The organism is Paenibacillus sp. fava2 (assembly GCF_058313675.1).
The window spans coordinates 4,096,261-4,114,562 of record NZ_CM177755.1; the positions used below are offsets into that span (position 1 = coordinate 4,096,261).

Genomic DNA, 18,302 nt, shown 5'->3' on the forward strand with positions numbered 1-18,302 from the left:
CATATAATTTAAAATTATATAATTAAACTTCTCTCTTTGGCAAACTCAAGCTTAGACAACCTCTATTTCTAACGGCTTAGTTGCCGCTTCGCTGCTCTCTCTTCCCCCGCTGTAATTCTTGTCGCCGGACTTGAGCGTAAGGCAGAATATAACCTCTGTCCCTCTCCCGGGTTCGGATTCTATCTTAATCCGGCCATTCATCAGCTCGACCAGTTTCCTGCAGATCGCAAGCCCAAGGCCTGTGCCGGAATAATGCCGGTTATGCGCCGCATCAAGCTGCGTAAAAGGCTGAAATAACAGCGGCAGCTTATCGGACGAAATGCCGATACCGGTATCTTTAATTTTAAATGTATATTCACCTTCACCGGCTTGAGTACCGCTGTATTCCACTTCTATCGACACCTCACCGCCGGGAGTGAATTTAACCGCATTCCCGATCAGATTAACCAGAATCTGGCGGATTCTCACACTGTCGCCACTTACCATTTCAGGAACATTTGCCTCAATTCCGAGCTTCAGCTCCAGCCCCTTCTCCTTGGCAGTCGCCTCGAACAGATTGGAGCATTCACCTAGCAGTGCCTTCAGCGGAAAAATTTCGTTTTGCAGCTTTAGTCCGTCGGAGTCGAGCCGAGAAAAGTCGAGCACATCATTGATTACACTGAGCAGCGCCTGACTGCTGTTGTACTGCAGCCGCAGCAGCTCCTGCAGCTCCTGATTATCAATATCCTCGGCTAAAAGCTGATTGATGCCGATAATGCCGTTCAGCGGCGTACGGATCTCGTGGCTCATGGTCGTCAGAAACTCGCTTTTCATCCGGTCAGCGCTTTCTGCCGCTTCCTTGGCGACAATCAGCTGCTGCTGGAATTGAATAAAGGCAGTAATGTCCTCAGCAACCAGATAAACCAGCTTCTGGGTGTCATGAACAAGCGGGAAAACGGTTGTGCTGCAGATCATGGTGCCGCCGTCCTTTAGACGGATTTCCAGCTCAAGCTTGGAGGAATACCCGTCCACTGCCCTGTTCACCGCTTCCTTCAGTGTAGCCTCATCCTTTGGAGTACTGAGAATGCTCTTATACTCGCTTAACTCTTCCATTTGGTAACCGGTCATATGCTGAAGTGAAGGGTTGGAGCTTATAACCTTTTTGCGGGCAGGATCAATGCACAGCACCATGTCGGGACTGGATTCGAATAAGGCCGTATAGCGCTGCTCATTAAAGCTTGCAGAGAACAGAACACGCTGCCGGTCCCTGTACAGAAGAACCAGAACCAGTGTCACAATCAATAAAAACGAGCCTCCCAACAATATGCCCAAAAGTGAATCAGGCAGCAGCGGGACAGTTCCTGTATAATTAAAAGCGCTTGTATTCGAGAACGATGCACCGTCCATGGCGGCATAGTGTGACCCGCTCAGGCACGCGGTAAGCACAAGTACAAGCAGTACTTTTTTGAGAGCGAACATATTATAAGGACCTGCGATCCAGCCAGGGTTATAGAAATAGGCGATCACCGGTACAACCAGGGCGAAGGCAAAGGAAGTGAGGATAGAGAGCAGGCTCTGCTCGTAGTCTCCGTAAAATTTCATCGACAGAATGCCGCAATAGTGCATGATCACAAGACCGCTGCTGAACAGAACCCCGCCGAACGCCAAAAAAAACCGGCTGCGTGTAAATGGGCTGCTGAACAGCAGAAATAACGCATAAGAAGCTGCAATCGGTACAAGCAGCGACAACAGCAGGAGCGGCAAATCATAAGCCATAGTCATTTCCGTCCGCATTGCCCGCATTCCGATAAAGTGCATACTCCACATGCCTGTGCCTAAAAAACAAGACAGCATAAAGATGAATTTATGGCCCCTTCTCTCCCTAATCAGACGTTCTGCCAGATCCAGAGAGGAGAAGCAGGAAAGCAGCGCTATAACAACAGAAAAGAGCACCAGCAGGTCACGGTAATGATCCGGGTGTTGCAGCATGCGCCCCTCTCCTTTCTTTACTGAGTATAACTAATGTATTTACACTACTTATACCCTCCAAGAAACAGTACGAATCGGCCAAATAAATGGTATATTCTTACACCCGCAAGGAATTTTACAGACAAAAAAGGGCATAGTGCACAAACTATGCACCATGCCTGATAAGACTTGTTTTAAGCTCCTGCTTCCTCGGACAGAATCTGCAGCTTCAGCAGCTTGATCCGGGAAATGCGTTTGTTCTCTGTTTCTTCCACAACAAACAGATGGCTGTCAAACTCGACGTTCTGGCCTTTCTGCGGGGGATTGACCTCAAGCTTGGAATACATCCAGCCTCCGACTGTGTCATAGTCATCGGTCTCCATGTGAAGTCCCAGCAAATCATTGATTTCTTCAATCAGCATGAGACCGTCAATGGAGTATTCATCCTCCCCCAGCTTCTCGATGCCGGGACGTTCTTCGTCAAATTCATCCTGTATTTCCCCGACAATCTCTTCCATGATGTCTTCAAGAGTTACCATACCGGAGGTTCCGCCATATTCATCAATCAGAATTGCGATCTGCGTCTTTGCCCGCTGCATAACCTTCAGAAGGGCGCTGATCTGGATGGACTCCGGAACGGTCAGGATAGGACGGATCAAGTCGGAATACTTAGGCGTATTCTCCCGGATCAGATCTTTGATATGAATGAATCCAAGGATATGATCCTTGTCGCCGTCACAGACCGGATACCGTGTTCTCATGCCGTCGAAGGCAATTTCCAGGTTCTCCTCAAGCGGGAGATGGCTGTTCAGGCAGATCATTTCGGTCCGGGGAATCATAATTTCCCGAGCCATTGTATCGGCAAATTCAAAAATATTGTCTACCAGGGTCATTTCGGTATTATCGATGAGCCCGCTCTTATTGCTCTCCTGCATGATGATGCGGATCTCTTCCTCGGTGTGCGCCGTGGCCAGCTCCGAAGCCGGTGACAGGCGGAAGATACGCAGCAGTCCCCGGGCCAATCCGTTCACGATCCAGATAAACGGATACATGATCCGGTAAAAGACATTCATGACCCCGGAGGTTAGCAGAAGTACCGCTTCCGCTTTGTTCACCGCAATCGTCTTCGGGGCCAGCTCGCCGAGGACAATATGCAGAACCGTAATAAACATAAAAGCAATAATAAGTGAAATGACATAAACGGCTGCATCGCCAAAGCCTAAGCCTGTTACAAGCGGCCCAACAATCGTAGCAACAGCCGGCTCTCCAAGCCAGCCCAGGGCAAGCGAGGCAAGTGTGATGCCAAGCTGACAGGCGGACAGATAAGCGTCCAGATTGTGCACGATTTTTTTAGCTGCGAGCGCTCTTTTGCTGCCTTCTTCAATCAGAGATTCAATGCGGCCGCTGCGTACCTTGACCATTGCATACTCAACCGAAACAAAAAAGCCGTTAAACAGCACAAGCAAAATAATGAGACCTACATGTAATATACCGGGTAAAGGGTCACTCAAATTATCATCCTACCCACCGAGTCCTTATTCGGCGGATAGGCCCACCTCCTTCGTTTGTTCAGAGTATCAGCCTGCGTCATTTCAGCTGTTCCTTTCATCATCAATTTCCCAATGTCTTCATCTCCCGACTACAATCACGAATGTTAAAGATATACTGTATTATATTATTAACGACTAAATAAAAACAGGTCTTAAGTGGTGTAAAAATATGATCTATTTTTGCCGGTCTTGGACACATAAGGGTTAAAAGTATAAACTACGTTAATTTAATAAAAGAATTTCGTGATTTTTTCACTGAAAATCAGGTTTAAGAAATGGTGTGATTTTCCAATAATAAAAAAAACACCGACCAGTTAGGGGACTGCCCCCGTTTATGAGACAGGGATCAAAACACTCGCACGGTCTGTTCAACGATTGCAGTCGTTGTACACATCAGATCTTCGAGATAGAACATTTCAGAGGCGCTTCAGCGTGAAATTGATCCTGAAGGAGATTTTCAGCTGGTTCCGACTTCATGGCTGCTACTCCTTTCGGCATAATAAAAAAAAGCCGCTGAATCTCAGCGACTCCCCCATACACCACTAAAGTATGTAATTGCACCTAATAAGAACATTGCTAAAAATACTGGAGTAAGTTTAACAAGTATGTTCCTCATCAAACCTCGTTCCATTCTTCTAACGATTATTGCCAGTGTTACACCTACAACAAGCAGCACCAGCATTGTCATAATTAACGGTCCGGCAACTTCCCATATATCCATATAATCCCTCCCGCAACTGTAATTCGACAACAGGGATAAAATTCCTGTAAACATAAAAAGCGGTGTCCGCTCCGCATCCGCAGCAAATGCGCTGCGCTCTCTGCTTAAAATCTTTACTTCATGAAATAAATGCGATGTAAAGCGCACAGATATAGCGACGAATTCTAAACTGATCCGTCGCTATTTAAACTAAAAGTATCGGTTGCTCAATTAATCGCCGGCAAAGGTAAGCCAGGAAGCCTCATGGCTGGCCAGATACTTTTTCAACCCTATTTTGCGACAACTTATGAATAATATATTTCTCTATTTAAATGAACAACATCTTGATGTGTGTATCCGTTAGCAGCAGACGCTGATAATTTTGCTATTGCCTGATCCCTTAAAAACGGGGCTTTTTCTTTATTTGCCTTCGTTAATGCTTCGGTTAGTTCTTCTTTCGTCAGTTCCGTGCAATAGGCAGGATTTCCTGGCTGCTGTCTCCAAGAATCGGTTAAAGAACCACTGTCTACCGCATCGAAGCCTAAATCGTTTGCCACACCCATGATTATTTGTTTATAGGCTAGGTCTTCACCAGCAATTGCTATGGCAATCCGGCCATCAGTGCCCTCGGGAGTTCCACGATGTTCTAAGGTATGGGCTAACAAATTGTTGAAAGCTTTAATGATTGGTCTACCTAAATGGTTAGATACCCATACGCTTTCTACCATCCCGTTCTCAACTTCTTCGATTTTACCGCTAATTTGCGGATAATAATTTGAAGTATCTACAACGATTACTTCCTGCCCCACCTTATCCATAATGTTGCGAAGGCTTGGCAGCACATAGAATGGAACAGATGTTATAAGAATATCAATATTTTCAATCACATCTTCTACCTTCACAGGTGTTCCTTTAAGTTCTTTTCCTTCCAGGTGTTCAATCCCGCGAGCATCAGAAATATTAACAGCATGTCCATTCTCAACCAATTTTTTTGCAATGTTTGATCCAATTGGTCCTGTACCTATAATTCCAACTTTCATTTCCATTCCTCCTGTATCCTATCTCAGGTCCCTGATTGAGTAATCTGTATACATGTACTAATATAATGATGTTGCAACTATTTTTGAAGAAGGCAATTAAAAATGACATAGTACCCTTTTTTGTACCTAACCACAGAAATGAGTTGAATAAGGTGTCCAGAATAAATGAAGAGGGCTTCAGCGAAGAATGCAAGAAGGATCATAGAGAGGTATATGGCATCGCCTACACGCAAAATGTACTTTCGGGACGATGGAAGTATATCATTCTCTGGTTTTTAAAATTTTCCCCGCGTCGATATAATGAAATTAAGACTCGTTTATGGGGAATTTCGCAAGGTTCGCTAACAAAGCAGCTTCGAGAATTAGAAGCGGATGGCTTAATTAACCGCAAAGTTTATCCCGAGGTGCCTCCGCGTGTTGAGTATTCATTAACCTCAAAAGGGGAGCATTTGATTCCGATCATTGATTTAATGGAACAATTCGGAGATAAGTTTGGGGATAAGATTGATTAACCAGGCCTACGCTGTTAAATTGAGCACCCAAAAAAGACAGTCTCCGCTGCCGGAGAACTGTCTTTTTTATGGTTAATGGCATTTGGATTTTAGCGGCAGTTACGTGTAGGCGGATTGCCGATAACACCCGGATACTGATAAGCGAGCGGCTCATCAAAGGTGGCATAGTCGAAGTAGATCATCAGGAGGACGGTGCGCTGTCCGGTAACCGGATCACTGATGATGATATGATCGCGGCCTGCGGCTTCCAGCACGCCTTTGTACACCTTAGCATTCCATTCTTTGTTGTTTTCGTATGTGTAGTAGAACGTTCCGATCTTGCCGAGGTTCAGCCGGAAAATATTTTCGATGTAAGATTGCTCAAATACTGGCGCAGTAGTCGGCACTACGGCTCCGCCAGGTGTCATCGGGCTTCCGCTGGTAACTTGCGGCGGCATGCTGCTCACCGGGTTCATGGTTCCTGCTGGCGTCATGCCGCTCATCGGATTCATGGTACCCATCGGCATCATATTGCCGGAAGGATTGCTGCCGATCATATAAGTAACGGGACGGTAAGGTTGACTAATCATTTGTAAAAAACCTCCTAAGTAAATGTTGGCTCAAGGAGACAGTAGCGGCAATTCGTATTCGCACAGCCAGTCTGTCTCCTGCAGCCCGCGATGCCTAATATACAGCCGGACAATCCTCAGCGGTCGGGGTAAAGAAGCAATGGGCCTTGTAGCGTCCGGTATTCTGCTGGTTATACCACTGATCCGGACAGGCGCCGACAGGACGGAAGAACCATAATGCATTAGAGGCCGGCCAGGTTCTCTCACCTGCTATAACCCGTTTAGCCAGTCTGATGTCTGACTCCCTGGCACGCTGGTAAAAGTAACTCTTCTGCGGGGCTTCGAAGCCGCCCGGACTCTGATACACCATATCATTCACATTCCGGATGTTTTTGAAGTCCAGACAATTCCCGAGAATCCGGTTCACACCGACATTGCCGACCATGAGCATGCCGGAATCCCCATCCTCCTCAGCTTCCGCCCTCATCAGCCGTGCCAGCACCCTCACATCTTCCGAATTCGTTTTGATGACGGCCATGCTTTCTCCTCCTTGCACTTACCGAGCTCTGGTCAGGCTCTGCGGCCAGCACCGTTTTAATGCCGGCGTGCAGTCACAACCCGCTCCGCAAGTCTCCACTTTTCTGTACTGCTCGCTGTATTGTATGTGCATCCGCCCAAGAGGTGACAGTCAGCGCCTAATTTCTTCCCCCCCACCGTTACAGTAGATCAAGGCTCATAGATCATCTTGCGTGTCATACCGCCGTCGATTACCAGCTGTGCCCCGGTGATGAAGTTGTTCTCAGGTGCTGTCAAATAAAGACAAGCCCGGGCGATGTCCTCAGGCTTGCCAACCCGGCCTGCCGGATGCTGTTTGTGGTCAATCTCACGCAGCTCATCGTAATCCCCGGTCTCAATCCACCCAGGGCTGATACAGTTCACTGTAATCCCGTCCTCCCCTAAAGTAACTGCCATGGCATGTGTTAGTGCCGAGATGGCTCCCTTGGAAGCCGCATAAGCTTCAGTATTCGGCTCAGACATCATAGAGCGTGTAGAGGACAGATTGACGACAGACCCGCCGTCAGGATTCTTCCTCATATGTTTGGCCGCTTCCCGGGTTGCAAGAAAGACACTGCGGGCATTTGTATTCAGTACCTTGTCCCATACATCGGCAGACAGCTCATAGAATCCGGCAGAATGCGGATTGGCAATACCTGCATTGTTGATCAATATGTCGACGGTGCCGTAGCAGTCCGCCGTGTGGGCTACCAGCGCTACAATATCCTCTTCCCTGCTGACGTCACAGGCCACAAATTCGGCGTGCCCGCCTGCTGCTGTGATCTCCTCTGCGGCTGCCTGGCCTAGAACGGCATCCAGCTCAGCAAGTACTACCTTTGCCCCTTCAGCCGCGTAGGCAGCCGCAACCGACCTCCCGATCCCTCGTCCGGCTCCGGTGACAATAACGGTTTTATCCACATACTTCATTAATATTTCTCCTCTCTGTAATTGTAATTTGCGCATAATATAAATATCCCCCTGTTCCGGTATTGGAAACAAGGGGATTGTACATTAAAGCATGTTATATAGTAAACAAGCTGTTGCCGGAGCATAAGTCCCTTTAGCATACAATCAATGCCTACTCTGCGGTTGAGTAATGCGGATGGCGCTGAAAGCCATGGTACCGGGTTCCCTGATAGGTTAACAGACCTCTGTCACCTTCTGCGCTCATGCCGAATTCACTGCCGTCTACTTTAAACTCCATTCGTTCCCCGTCCTGCAGCTCATAAGTCAGATAATAAGTCGTGCTGGTCCGGCTGGACTGGCTGTCATCCTGCAGCTGCTGCTGGCGGACTTCACTGCGCTTGCTGACAATACGGGCGGGGATAGTGAGCAGGGGAGAGCTGTTGTTCCGGCTCCACTGAAACAAGCCTCTGCCTGCAGATACCGCGACTATTCCAATCATAACCACGAGGAAGATCGGTATTACCGTCCCGGTAAGATCGAACATCCAAGAAGGATCCGAGCCCATTCCCATGACTTATTCCCCCTTATTCCCCAGATACTTGCCGCGCCCGGCATTCCTGCCGGATGCTTCTGTACATGTATATGCCTCATCTTGTCATTACAGCATCACAAAAAAAACACAATTGTATCCGACAGCTTGCCCTTATCCATTCTCACTCACACAGCAAAATACAGCAAAAAAGACCACTATGTCCTCAGTTATGAGAACGTATGTGGTCTTTGACAGCGTCTTGCCTCTCTATTCTATTATGCATGTACGAGATCAAGGAATTGTTTGGTTTCATTCTCTTCAGCCGGCATCATACCGTTCTCAGCCCAGCAGGCTCTGCATTGTTCTTCTGTTTCACACAGGTGAGCGTCGTCGCAGTTATAGCACAATTGCAGAAGGTTTCTAGTCACATAATCCGTTTCAAAAGTTTTCATTATAATCTCTCCTATTCGTGGATGAAAGTTTGTGAAAAAATGAACTTGTTTTCTATGTGTTAAATATATCACAAGCATTATTGTTTGTCATGTGATTTTTTTCACATTTTTAAGGAAAATTTAAAATACGTGATTTTGTTCATTTTTTAGACAAAGCCTCTTCTAATATAACCGTTTAGTATAGCTCTCGTTTAATGAGGTCTTCACCTGTTCCGCACCGATGCCAGGCAGCTTTACATGATCCGCTATCATCCTCGGAATATTAGGCAGACTATCCTTGGCCGGCCAGGATTCGGGATTCCACAGGCTGGAGCGCTTGAACGCTTTTGCACAGTGGGTGTAGCATTCCTCTACCTCTATCATGATGCCGACCAGCGGCGTACGTCCATGTGCCTCCATTTTCTGAAGCAGCTGCTCATCCCGGATAACCGTTGCCCGCCCATTTACCCGCAAGGTCTCCTCAAGCCCAGGTATTATAAAAATAAGACCGGCCCGCGGGTTGGATAACAGATTGATCAGGGAATCCATCCTGCGGTTACCGGGACGTTCAGGAATAACCAGACGGTGCTCATCCAGAACCAATACAAATCCGGGGGCATCCCCTCGGGGTGAAACATCCGTATCCCCCTCCCGATCCGAAGTCGCCAGCATGAGAATCGGTGACTGGGCAATAAAACGCCGGCAATGCTCATCAATAACACCAATAACCTTGTGCTGTACCAGCTCTCCGGGAAATCCCAGTAAATCGCGCAGCTCCGCTTCCGTTTCAATTCTCTGATAGTTGTAGTCAGCCATAAGCTTCCTCCATATGTATATAGTCCACAGCCAAATCTGCCCCCATTGTATCACACCCCTGCTTTCATATGAGCCTCCGGTTACAAAAAAAGAAGACTGCACGCAGCAGCCTTCCTCTCACCTACCATTCAAAAAAGCATTACATCACCCGCCAGCTAATCCCGCCATTGGTAGTCTGCAGGAGGATTGACCTGCGGTCCTCCTCTTTCTGGATCAGCAGCCAGCCCACATCAGCGGAAATGAACTGGAGCTTTACAATCTCCGGATATTCCAAGAGCTTGGATTGCAGAACACTGCTGGCCGGAAGCGGGGTCCAGGTCTGGCCCTGATTCAGGGTCTTGTAAATCAGGTTCCCGTTCAGCATCCATCCGGTTGAAGCATTAATAAAGACGGGCGGAAGATAACGGTTAATGCCGGTCTGGCTGTTCAGCGCAAAATCAACAAATCTCCAGTTATCTCCCCCGTTTGCAGTAAAGTAACCGTTATAGGAGACGCTGTTCTGTTTGTCTGTCTGACAGGCAGCCGGCAGGAAGCCGGTTGTATTGTCACCGCCGAAAAACTCCGGCTCTCCGGTAATAACCCTGTCACAGCCTTTCCACTCTTCATTCACCAGAATCTCCTGACCCGGATGCCAGGTCGCCCCGCTGTCGCTGGTCATAAAGATTTTGGGCAGCGCACCGGTCTGCAGGGTAACCAGTCCGTGGGTCGAATTCTTAAAGATCATTCCAGTCACAATTCCGGCCATCGGAATCGTATTGTTCGGCAGGTTCGGATTATACTGTTCATTCTGCATAACCATGGTCCAGGTTGCCCCGCCATCCTTGGTGGCATAAAGTGCTTTGCTGGACTTCGTGGTATTGGCGTCCCAGGAGGTCATCAGCCAGCCGGACTGCGGAGAGCTGAAATAGATGGACGACACCGTATTGGAATCCGGAAAAGAAGATACCTTCCAGCTCTGGCCGCCGTCTGTTGTCCGCAGGACAACCGTTTCCGTCATACCGAAGGCGCTGCGGATAATCCAGCCGTTATCCGGATCGGTGAAAAAGATTTCTTCACCGTAGACCGGATTAGCCATAAACTGGACATTGGTCGATGGCGAGATGTTCACCCAAGTTCCACCATTGTCCATGGTCATGTAGATCCGCAGTTCCTTTTTGGTCACTCCCCAGGCAAGCCCTACCGATTCATTCAGCAGCCGGAAATCCGTCAGCCGGGTCTGGATCTGATATTTGGGTGTGCTCTCATTGGTTACATTTTTGGCATCGCCAGGTGTAATCAGCGTGATCGTCTGCCCTTCCTCCGGTGCTTCGGTCGGCTGGGGTGGCAGAGTAGGCATTGGTGCCGGTGACGAAGAGCAGGCCGAGAGAATCAGCAGGATGAAGAGAAAAGCAGCGGCCATTCTCAGCGTTCCGTAGCCTGCAGTTTTGGATGACAACGCCCTCTCTCCTTTCGTAAAGCTTTATTTCTTATACAGTTTACTGTTTTTGTATCCGTACAGCCAGTAGATCAGAAGTCCGAGGATCAGCCAGATGATAAAGCCAGTCCAGGTTTCCCTGCCCAGATTATACATCAAATACCCGCAGGCCGCCGCACTTAACAACGGAATGACCGGTACCCAAGGCACTCTGAACCCCCGCTTCAGATCAGGATGCGTACGGCGCATCATAATAACGCCCAGTGAGACGACGAGGAATGCGAACAGCGTACCTATGCTTGTCAAATCGGCCAGACGGTCAAGCGGGACAAGGCCGGTAAACACGGCGATGATTCCGCCGACCATCCAGGTGCTACGCACCGGTGTCTGTGTTTTGGGATTAACTTTGGCCAGACTTTCGGGAAGTAGCCCGTCGCGTGAAATAGCGAACAGCAGACGGGTCTGTCCGAACAGTAAAACGAGCAGAACGGTAGTCATCCCTGCTATGGCTCCGACAGAGATCAGGCCGGCGATCATGTTTTGATCCACAAAACGCAGAGCAAAGGATACCGGGTCGCTGACATTGAGATTCTGATAAGGCACAATACCGGTCAGCACAAGCGATACTGAAATATAGAGGACTGTACAAATGGCCAGAGATGAAATAATCCCGATCGGCAAATCGCGCTGCGGCCGCTTAACCTCCTCAGCAGCAGTCGATAAGGCATCAAAGCCGATGTAGGCAAAAAATACAGTTGCCGCCCCGTTCACTACCCCGTGGAAACCGAATGGAAGAAAGGGCGTCCAGTTCTCCGGTTTAACATAGAACATGCCGGTAAAGATAAACAGAAGGACTACCGACAGCTTCACCACAACCATAATGGCATTGAACCGTGCCGTTTCTTTGACGCCGCGGGTCAGCAAATAGGATATCAGCAGAATAATAACCACGGCGGGCAGGTTGATAAAAGTTCCTTTGTCCGCATTATAAGCCCCGGACAGCGCCGTGGGCAAATGGATTCCGAAGCCGTCAAGCAGCCCCTGAAAATAACCGGACCAGCCGCTGCTGACCGCCGCCGCCGCGACCCCGTACTCAAGCACCAGATCCCAGCCGAGAATCCAGGCCAGAAGCTCTCCAAATGCAACATAGCTGTAAGCATACGCACTCCCGGATACCGGAAGTGTGGAAGCGAACTCGGAATAGCAAAGTGCGGACAGCACGCAGGCGATTCCCGCTAGCACGAAGGAAAGCACCAGTCCGGGACCGGCATGCTCTGCAGCAGCAACCCCTGTCATAACAAAAATACCGGTACCAATGATTGCACCGACCCCCAGGGCAGTGAGATCAAGGGCTCCCAGGGTTTTGCTGAGCTTGCCGGCATCGTCACTCAGGGGTGCAGCCAGCGGTTTCTTGCGGAATAAATCCATACTTCTTTTCTCTCCTGTCAATAATAATGATGTAGCTCAGTGACGAGCGGTCAGCAGGCTAATAGCTAAGCCTCAGCCGGACAGCAGACTCATTTCTGCCAAAAGTTGTTGTTAGCATGCCCGCTTCCGGGGTAATGGATTAAAAACAGGATGCTTGAAAACACTACATTTAACGATTATGATGGTTAAGATTGGACACAAAAAATTCGAATTTCGGAGGAGATGTATCAATGGCCCCCCCATTTAAGCCCAATCGTGTCGTAGTCATCGGCACCGGTGCAGTAGGAACAACAACTGCCTATACCCTGCTGCTTCGCAGACGTATGCAAGAATTAGTACTAATAGATGTCAATCATCAGAAGGCACTTGGAGAAGCGCTGGACATGAATCACGGCATGCCGTTTGTCGGCGGCGTGAAGTTATGGGCAGGAACCTATGAAGATTGCCGGGAAGCGGATATCATTATCGTAACCGCCGGGGCATCGCAGAAGCCGGGTGAAACCCGGATCGATCTGCTGCGCAAGAACATCTCCATTTTCAAAGACATCATCCAAAAAATCACCAAATACAATCATCATGCCATCCTGCTGATTGCCACGAATCCGGTGGACATTCTGGCTTATGCCACCTTGAAGATCAGCGGCTTTGACCGCAGACGCGTCATCGGTTCGGGTACAGTGCTGGACAGCGCACGGTTCCGATACCTGATCGGTAAGCATAAGGAAATCGATCCGCGCAGCATTCACGGACAGATTATCGGTGAGCACGGGGATTCCGAGCTGCCGGTCTGGAGTCTCGCCAATATTGCCGGGACCGATCTGGGCTTCGATGAAGCTGAACGCCAGGATATATTTGAAGACACCAAAAATGCCGCCTATGAAATTATAGACGCCAAAGGATCTACGTCCTACGCGATTGCGCTGGCGCTGGACCGGATTGTCGTTTCCATTCTTGATAACGAAGGCGCTGTGCTCAACGTCTCGACCCTGCTTAACAATTACAATGGAGTTTCCGATGTGTTCCTCGGTGCGCCATGTGTCGTCGACCGCTCCGGCGTACGCGAAGTTCTGGACCTGCCGCTCAATGAGGAGGAACAGGCCTTGTTCCAGAAATCTGCGGACAAGCTGAAATCAGAGATTTCCAAGCTTGAGCTGTAAGTTAATATCCCCGGTTACTAACAAACAAAAGGCTATCTCCCGGTCGCATTACTCGGACCGGAAGATAGCCCTTGTTGTATGCAGCCCCGCACACAACAGAATCCGTCCTTCAGCGGGGATCGTGAATCGCCGCAGCCAAAGGACGGAGTTTACTTACCATGTCATTTTGTTAATATAACATGAAACATTTTTGCCTGACAATGATATTAATATCATGGTTGCGAATACCAGTTTACCGGACCACAGGACGCTTGTAATAGTCTCTTAATACCTGTTCAGCTTCCTTGCCGTAAATATCAAAGCCGACATTAGCTGCAGCTTCCTCCGCCGGGTACAGCTTTGTGCTCCAGTCCCACCAGAAGAAGCCGGCAAACCAGGATTCGTCCCAGAATGTCTCCAGCGCCGACCGGTAGAAATTGGCCTGTTCCTGCTGGGAAACGGGAAGCTCCTTATGCGAGAAATCCCAAGGCATGGTCGCACAGCCCAGCGCACTGCGGCAGCCGATTTCAATAAAGACCAGCGGCTTGCCGAACCGGTCAGATAGTGCCTTAAGCCGCGGCTTCTGCCGCTCCCAGGAGGCCCGCATATTCTCGAAGGTATCCCCCGGAACAGAGGCTACCGGATAATAGGCGCTTGTTCCGATATAATCCACCTCGTCGAGCCATTCGATCCCTTCCTCTTTTCCGTGGTTGGCATTGTATACGATCGGTCCGGTGTATAAGCTTTTGACCTCACTGATCAGATTGCGCCATTCTGTCTCCCGCGACTCTGTAGCCACCATCTCACAGCCGATGCAGAACAGCTCGCACTCTAGCTCCTCCGCCAGCTCAGCATAATGCTTAATAAAGTTCGTATAGGATTTGAACCAGGCTGCCCAGTAAACGTCACCATCCTCAGGAAAGCCGATCCGCGCCCGCCAGATCCCGTCCCTGGAATTAACCACAGGTTTAAGGCAGACTTTCAGCCCCAGCTGCTTAGCAAGCTTCACGGTATGCTCAATATCCCGGTCGGTCATCGTATATCCGTAGTCAAAATAAATCTCTGTGGAATGCACCGTATCCTGCCATGTCCAAAAGGAAAGCGCAATCCATTCACTTCCCGTTTCTGCCAGCTTTCTAAGAGAATCCTCGGCATAGGGCTGTCTGTACGCCCCTCTGGTTGATTCCCAGCCATAAGTCATTCCTTTAAAAAATGTTTCGTTCACCGCTGTATCCTCCCATTGATAAAGTCATCAGCTTCTCTCCGCTGTATAACATTTATAATTACTGTCTATCTTTTGTTAGGATAATTGAAAAACAAAATAATAACAAGTTATAATTAAAGAAAACTTTATACTAACAAAATCTTATGTTTTAGGAATGCAAAAAAACCGTGGACATACACGTCCTCCGGCTGATAAAAATAAGGGTTGGAGCGAAAAATAATCTGTACTCTGCCGTGCATAATCAGGCATTTAGTTACTCCCTAAATGCTGCTTCCTTTTCCGGCATGCTAATCTCAAGTTTAGCCATCGCCTCTTCCTTCTCCCGGCTCGTAATGTGCGTATAGACAGTCGTTGTCTGAATCGAAGAATGACCCAGCAGCTCCTGAACCGTGCGCAGATCCGCACCCTTGCGCAGCAGCATGGTAGCGAAGGAATGACGCAGCTTATGGCTGGAATACGGCCGGCGGTGCGCTTCGGGCACACTCTGCTGGAAACGCTCAAACGTACCGGCTGCGATGCCCTGAATCCCGCGGATCGATAGCCTCCGGCCTTTTTGCGAGATAAACATCGCCTCCTCCTTGCTGCGCCACGGTGACAACCGCCCGGCGATCGCCTCCTCCAGATAAGGTGCGACAGCATCCGGAACCGGGACATTCCGCCATTTGCGCCCTTTACCAAACACACGGAGCGAGCGGCGATCCGGACTGTAATCATTAAGATTAAGGGTATGTACTTCCCCTACCCGCAGCCCCATATACGACATCAATAGGAAGACAGCCAGATTCCGGCTGCGGTATTTACCGCTGACCGCTGACAAAAACTGCTGCAGATCGCCTTCATCCAGATAAACCGGCTCACGGTTTTTTTCGGTTTTGGATTTTTTGATGCCTGCCGCCGGGTTAACCGTAAGCAGCTCAAGCTCAATCAGCGCCCGGAACAGGCAGTTAATTGACGCATGCTTGCGGTTACGTGTTGAGTCGCTGACTCCCCGCTCACGTACGGAGGTCAGATACGAGACCACATGCAGCTTTTTGACGGATTCCAGCCGCTTGCCGTTAAGCCCGTTCAGAAACTCCCGCACATCCGCCAGATAGGATTTCTGGGTGTATGCCGTAAATCCGGCATCCTTCATCCAGATCAGAAAAGCCTCCAGCTCCTCTTCATAATCATTCTCGCATTCAGTCACTGCTGTTCACCTCCGTTATTGCGCCATTTGGCCGCATGGTTCTGAACCATCTGCAAAAACTGCTCCAGTGCAGGTGACATCCACTTTTTGTTATGATAAACGATTTGTGTAGCTACACGCTGGGATTCATCATTCCAGTTAAGCCGCGCCAGCTTGCCTTCTGCCAGCTCGTTTCGGACCGTAATCAGCGGCAGAAAGGAAATGCCCAGACCGGACATCACACACTGCTTAATCGCTTCAATGCTCCAGAATTCAAGATTCGGATCAGGAAAAACGCCATGGCTGTTGAGATGACGCTCAAATAATATACGGTAGGTACAGCCTGTCTCTGTATGCAGGATCGTTTGATCCTTGAGATCAAGCGGAACTACCTCCTTCAGACGTACAAGCGGATGATCGAGCGGTGCAACCAGGGTCATAGCTTCATGTATCAGCGTTTCGCAGATTAAGTCCTTATATTCTGTTTCGGGCTGGAGCAGAAAAGCAAGATCAAGCTCGCCGGTACGGACGAACTCGGTCAGCTCCCAGCAGGCCCCCGGCTTGAGGGTTATCTGCACCTTGGGATGGCTGCCGCGGAATTCCTTGATAATTCCCGGCAGGCGAAAGGCAGCCAGCGATTCCGGTGCACCGATGCGCAGCACGCCTGACAGCTCTGTTTCGGAGCGTAGCGCATCCTGGGCCAGGGCATGCATCCGGGAGATTTCCTGGGCATAGGGCAGCAGGCGGCGCCCGGCATCGGTCAGAATAATTTTTTTGCCGATCCGGTCAAATAAAGGCTGGCCGAGCTCTGCTTCCAGCGCCTGAATCTGTCCCGTTATGCTTGATTGCGCATAGTCCAGCTTCTGGGCGGCCCTCGTAAAGCTGCCAGCCTCGACGACAACCAGGAAAGTAAATAAATGCCGCGATTCCATAATTCGCTTGCCGGCCTCCTATCGGTTTTTTGAATGGATGGTATTCGATAATTCCGTTTTTCCAATGGATCTATTATCTGATACTCTATACTTAAATACAAGGAAAGCGGGACAATTAGATGAAGCAAAATCATTCCTTACAACGTAATATCGGCATGCCGCAGGCCATTGCCCTCTATATTGGAGCCGTGCTCGGATCAGGGGTGCTGATCGTGCCGGGCCTGGCAGCAGAAATGGCCGGACCGGCATCCCTGCTGGCCTGGGGCTTCATGACCCTGCTCATTCTTCCGCTGGCATTGTCGATGGGTCTGCTGTCGGCCAAGTATCCAAACGCTGGCGGAGTCTCTCATTTCGTCACTTTGGCCTTCGGGCCGCGGGCCGGGGCAATGGTCGGATGGTTTTTCCTGATGTCCGTCCCGATCGGCGGACCGGTTGCTGCCTTGACGGGAGCAGGCTATATGACTGCCGCGATGGGCTGGGGTGACGGGTCAAGAATTGCCCTGGCCTCCGCTATGCTGGCAGTTGGACTGATCACGAACTGGATCGGGATGCAGGTCGCCGGCAAAGTGCAAATCGCCGTTGTGATTGCAATTGTCTCCGTGCTGGTCTTCTCGTTTGCCGCGGCGCTGCCACGGATGGAAAGCACACATTTTACTCCGTTCATTCCGCATGGCTGGACCAGCATCGGGCAGGCCGCGGCGATTCTGTTCTGGTGCTTTATCGGCTGGGAAGCCGTGTCCCATCTGTCCGAAGAATTTAAAGACCCACAGCGGGCTGCGATCAAAGGCGTAACCGTCGCAGCGGTCATTGTAGGCGTCCTGTACTTCCTCTCTGCGCTGGCGACAGTCGGCACACAAAGCTATCTGCGCGGCGGAGCTGATTCTTCGCTGGTCTGGATCATCAGCCAGCCGCTGGGAGCATGGGGCGGATTTATCGCGGGGCTTACGGGGATGTTTATCTGTACTGCGACCATCATCGCCTATACAAGTGCAGCCTCACGGGTAGCCTTCGCTTTAGCCCGTCAGGGCTATGCGCCCCGCTGGATGAGCCGGTTGTCCGCCCGGTATCAGACACCATCAGGTGCCACGATGTTCCTTATGGGCTGCTATGCAGTGGTACTATTCCTTTACGGAAGCGGATTGCTGTCTATTACCACCCTGATCCAGTTTCCGAACGCCACCTTCATTCTGACCTACATTGGGGGCTGTGCCGCAGGCATCCGGCTGCTGAAAGGCAGCCGGATGGGCGTAACAATCAGCTGGATTTCTTTTACCGCAACTGTGGCCGTATTTCCGTTTACCGGCTGGGCAATTGGCTACCCGATTGTGATAGTCGCATGCTTTACGGCCATTGTCTGGCTTCGGAACAGCCGCAGCGCATTACCTGCGCTGCCTGAGAACGAACCTCAACAGAAAAAGTCCAATGTGATTTAATTCAGATGTGTATGTGTGCCATAGTCACACGC

The 18,302-nt window shown here is 49.8% G+C and carries 18 protein-coding genes; 3 read left to right on the forward strand and 15 right to left on the reverse strand.

Annotated features, from left to right (window positions below; genetic code table 11):
• Positions 1-51: 51 nt before the first annotated feature.
• The 4 genes from AC4G46_RS17690 to AC4G46_RS17705 all read right to left on the reverse strand — a co-directional run bounded on the left by AC4G46_RS17690 (position 52) and on the right by AC4G46_RS17705 (position 5,237).
• Positions 52-1,968, reverse strand: coding sequence for an ATP-binding protein (locus tag AC4G46_RS17690; protein WP_491123887.1), 1,917 nt, complete (start codon positions 1,966-1,968; stop codon positions 52-54).
• A 173-nt stretch (positions 1,969-2,141) separates the two neighbouring features.
• A complete protein-coding gene (locus AC4G46_RS17695; RefSeq protein WP_491123888.1) occupies positions 2,142-3,458 on the reverse strand; it encodes a hemolysin family protein in 1,317 nt (438 codons plus the stop codon).
• 559 nt (positions 3,459-4,017) lie between these two features.
• The gene (locus tag AC4G46_RS17700) at positions 4,018-4,218 is read right to left on the reverse strand and encodes a hypothetical protein (RefSeq protein WP_491123889.1); all 201 of its coding nucleotides are present in this window, start codon (positions 4,216-4,218) and stop codon (positions 4,018-4,020) included.
• A gap of 284 nt (positions 4,219-4,502) precedes the next feature.
• Positions 4,503-5,237 carry an NADPH-dependent F420 reductase gene (locus AC4G46_RS17705; RefSeq protein ID WP_491123890.1) on the reverse strand — a complete coding sequence of 245 codons (735 nt, stop codon included), beginning with the start codon at positions 5,235-5,237 and terminating at the stop codon, positions 4,503-4,505.
• Between the two features lie 152 nt (positions 5,238-5,389).
• Here AC4G46_RS17705 and AC4G46_RS17710 point away from each other — a divergent pair, with 152 nt between their 5' ends.
• The gene (locus AC4G46_RS17710) at positions 5,390-5,749 is read left to right on the forward strand and encodes a winged helix-turn-helix transcriptional regulator (protein WP_491128913.1); all 360 of its coding nucleotides are present in this window, start codon (positions 5,390-5,392) and stop codon (positions 5,747-5,749) included.
• 89 nt (positions 5,750-5,838) lie between these two features.
• Here the strand turns inward: AC4G46_RS17710 and gerQ are convergent, their stop codons facing one another.
• The 8 genes from gerQ to bcaP form a co-directional block, all read right to left on the reverse strand.
• Positions 5,839-6,318, reverse strand: a complete 480-nt coding sequence (gene gerQ / locus AC4G46_RS17715; protein WP_491123891.1) for a spore coat protein GerQ — start codon at positions 6,316-6,318, stop codon at positions 5,839-5,841.
• A gap of 94 nt (positions 6,319-6,412) precedes the next feature.
• Positions 6,413-6,835, reverse strand: coding sequence for a cell wall hydrolase (locus AC4G46_RS17720; RefSeq protein WP_491123892.1), 423 nt, complete (start codon positions 6,833-6,835; stop codon positions 6,413-6,415).
• 188 nt (positions 6,836-7,023) lie between these two features.
• The gene (locus AC4G46_RS17725; protein WP_491123893.1) at positions 7,024-7,779 is read right to left on the reverse strand and encodes an SDR family NAD(P)-dependent oxidoreductase; all 756 of its coding nucleotides are present in this window, start codon (positions 7,777-7,779) and stop codon (positions 7,024-7,026) included.
• Positions 7,780-7,930: 151 nt separating this feature from the next.
• Complete coding sequence (locus AC4G46_RS17730) at positions 7,931-8,323, reverse strand: DUF2500 domain-containing protein (RefSeq protein ID WP_491128914.1); 393 nt, start codon at positions 8,321-8,323, stop codon at positions 7,931-7,933.
• Between the two features lie 242 nt (positions 8,324-8,565).
• The gene (locus tag AC4G46_RS17735; protein ID WP_167360582.1) at positions 8,566-8,742 is read right to left on the reverse strand and encodes a hypothetical protein; all 177 of its coding nucleotides are present in this window, start codon (positions 8,740-8,742) and stop codon (positions 8,566-8,568) included.
• A 162-nt stretch (positions 8,743-8,904) separates the two neighbouring features.
• Positions 8,905-9,537: a pyridoxamine 5'-phosphate oxidase family protein gene (locus AC4G46_RS17740; RefSeq protein ID WP_491123894.1), complete on the reverse strand. Its 633-nt coding sequence runs from the start codon at positions 9,535-9,537 to the stop codon at positions 8,905-8,907.
• 139 nt (positions 9,538-9,676) lie between these two features.
• On the reverse strand, positions 9,677-10,972 hold the full coding sequence (locus AC4G46_RS17745) for a WD40/YVTN/BNR-like repeat-containing protein (protein WP_491123895.1): 1,296 nt from the start codon (positions 10,970-10,972) through the stop codon (positions 9,677-9,679).
• A gap of 24 nt (positions 10,973-10,996) precedes the next feature.
• Positions 10,997-12,379: a branched-chain amino acid transporter BcaP gene (gene bcaP, locus AC4G46_RS17750; protein ID WP_491123896.1), complete on the reverse strand. Its 1,383-nt coding sequence runs from the start codon at positions 12,377-12,379 to the stop codon at positions 10,997-10,999.
• A 230-nt stretch (positions 12,380-12,609) separates the two neighbouring features.
• On the opposite strand from bcaP, the gene AC4G46_RS17755 reads away from it, so the two are divergent.
• Positions 12,610-13,536, forward strand: coding sequence for an L-lactate dehydrogenase (locus AC4G46_RS17755; protein WP_068725145.1), 927 nt, complete (start codon positions 12,610-12,612; stop codon positions 13,534-13,536).
• A gap of 232 nt (positions 13,537-13,768) precedes the next feature.
• Here AC4G46_RS17755 and AC4G46_RS17760 read toward each other — a convergent pair whose 3' ends face one another.
• The 3 genes from AC4G46_RS17760 to AC4G46_RS17770 form a co-directional block, all read right to left on the reverse strand.
• Complete coding sequence (locus AC4G46_RS17760) at positions 13,769-14,740, reverse strand: glycoside hydrolase family 113 (protein WP_491123897.1); 972 nt, start codon at positions 14,738-14,740, stop codon at positions 13,769-13,771.
• A gap of 253 nt (positions 14,741-14,993) precedes the next feature.
• Entirely contained in the window at positions 14,994-15,926 is a 933-nt protein-coding gene (locus tag AC4G46_RS17765) for a tyrosine-type recombinase/integrase (RefSeq protein ID WP_491123898.1), read from the reverse strand.
• Positions 15,923-16,837, reverse strand: coding sequence for a LysR family transcriptional regulator (locus tag AC4G46_RS17770; protein ID WP_491123899.1), 915 nt, complete (start codon positions 16,835-16,837; stop codon positions 15,923-15,925). The genes AC4G46_RS17765 and AC4G46_RS17770 overlap by 4 nt, the downstream gene beginning before the upstream one ends.
• Before the next feature lie 119 nt (positions 16,838-16,956).
• Between AC4G46_RS17770 and AC4G46_RS17775 the strand changes: the two genes are divergently transcribed.
• A complete protein-coding gene (locus tag AC4G46_RS17775) occupies positions 16,957-18,270 on the forward strand; it encodes an amino acid permease (RefSeq protein ID WP_491123900.1) in 1,314 nt (437 codons plus the stop codon).
• The last annotated feature ends 32 nt before the right edge of the window (positions 18,271-18,302 follow it).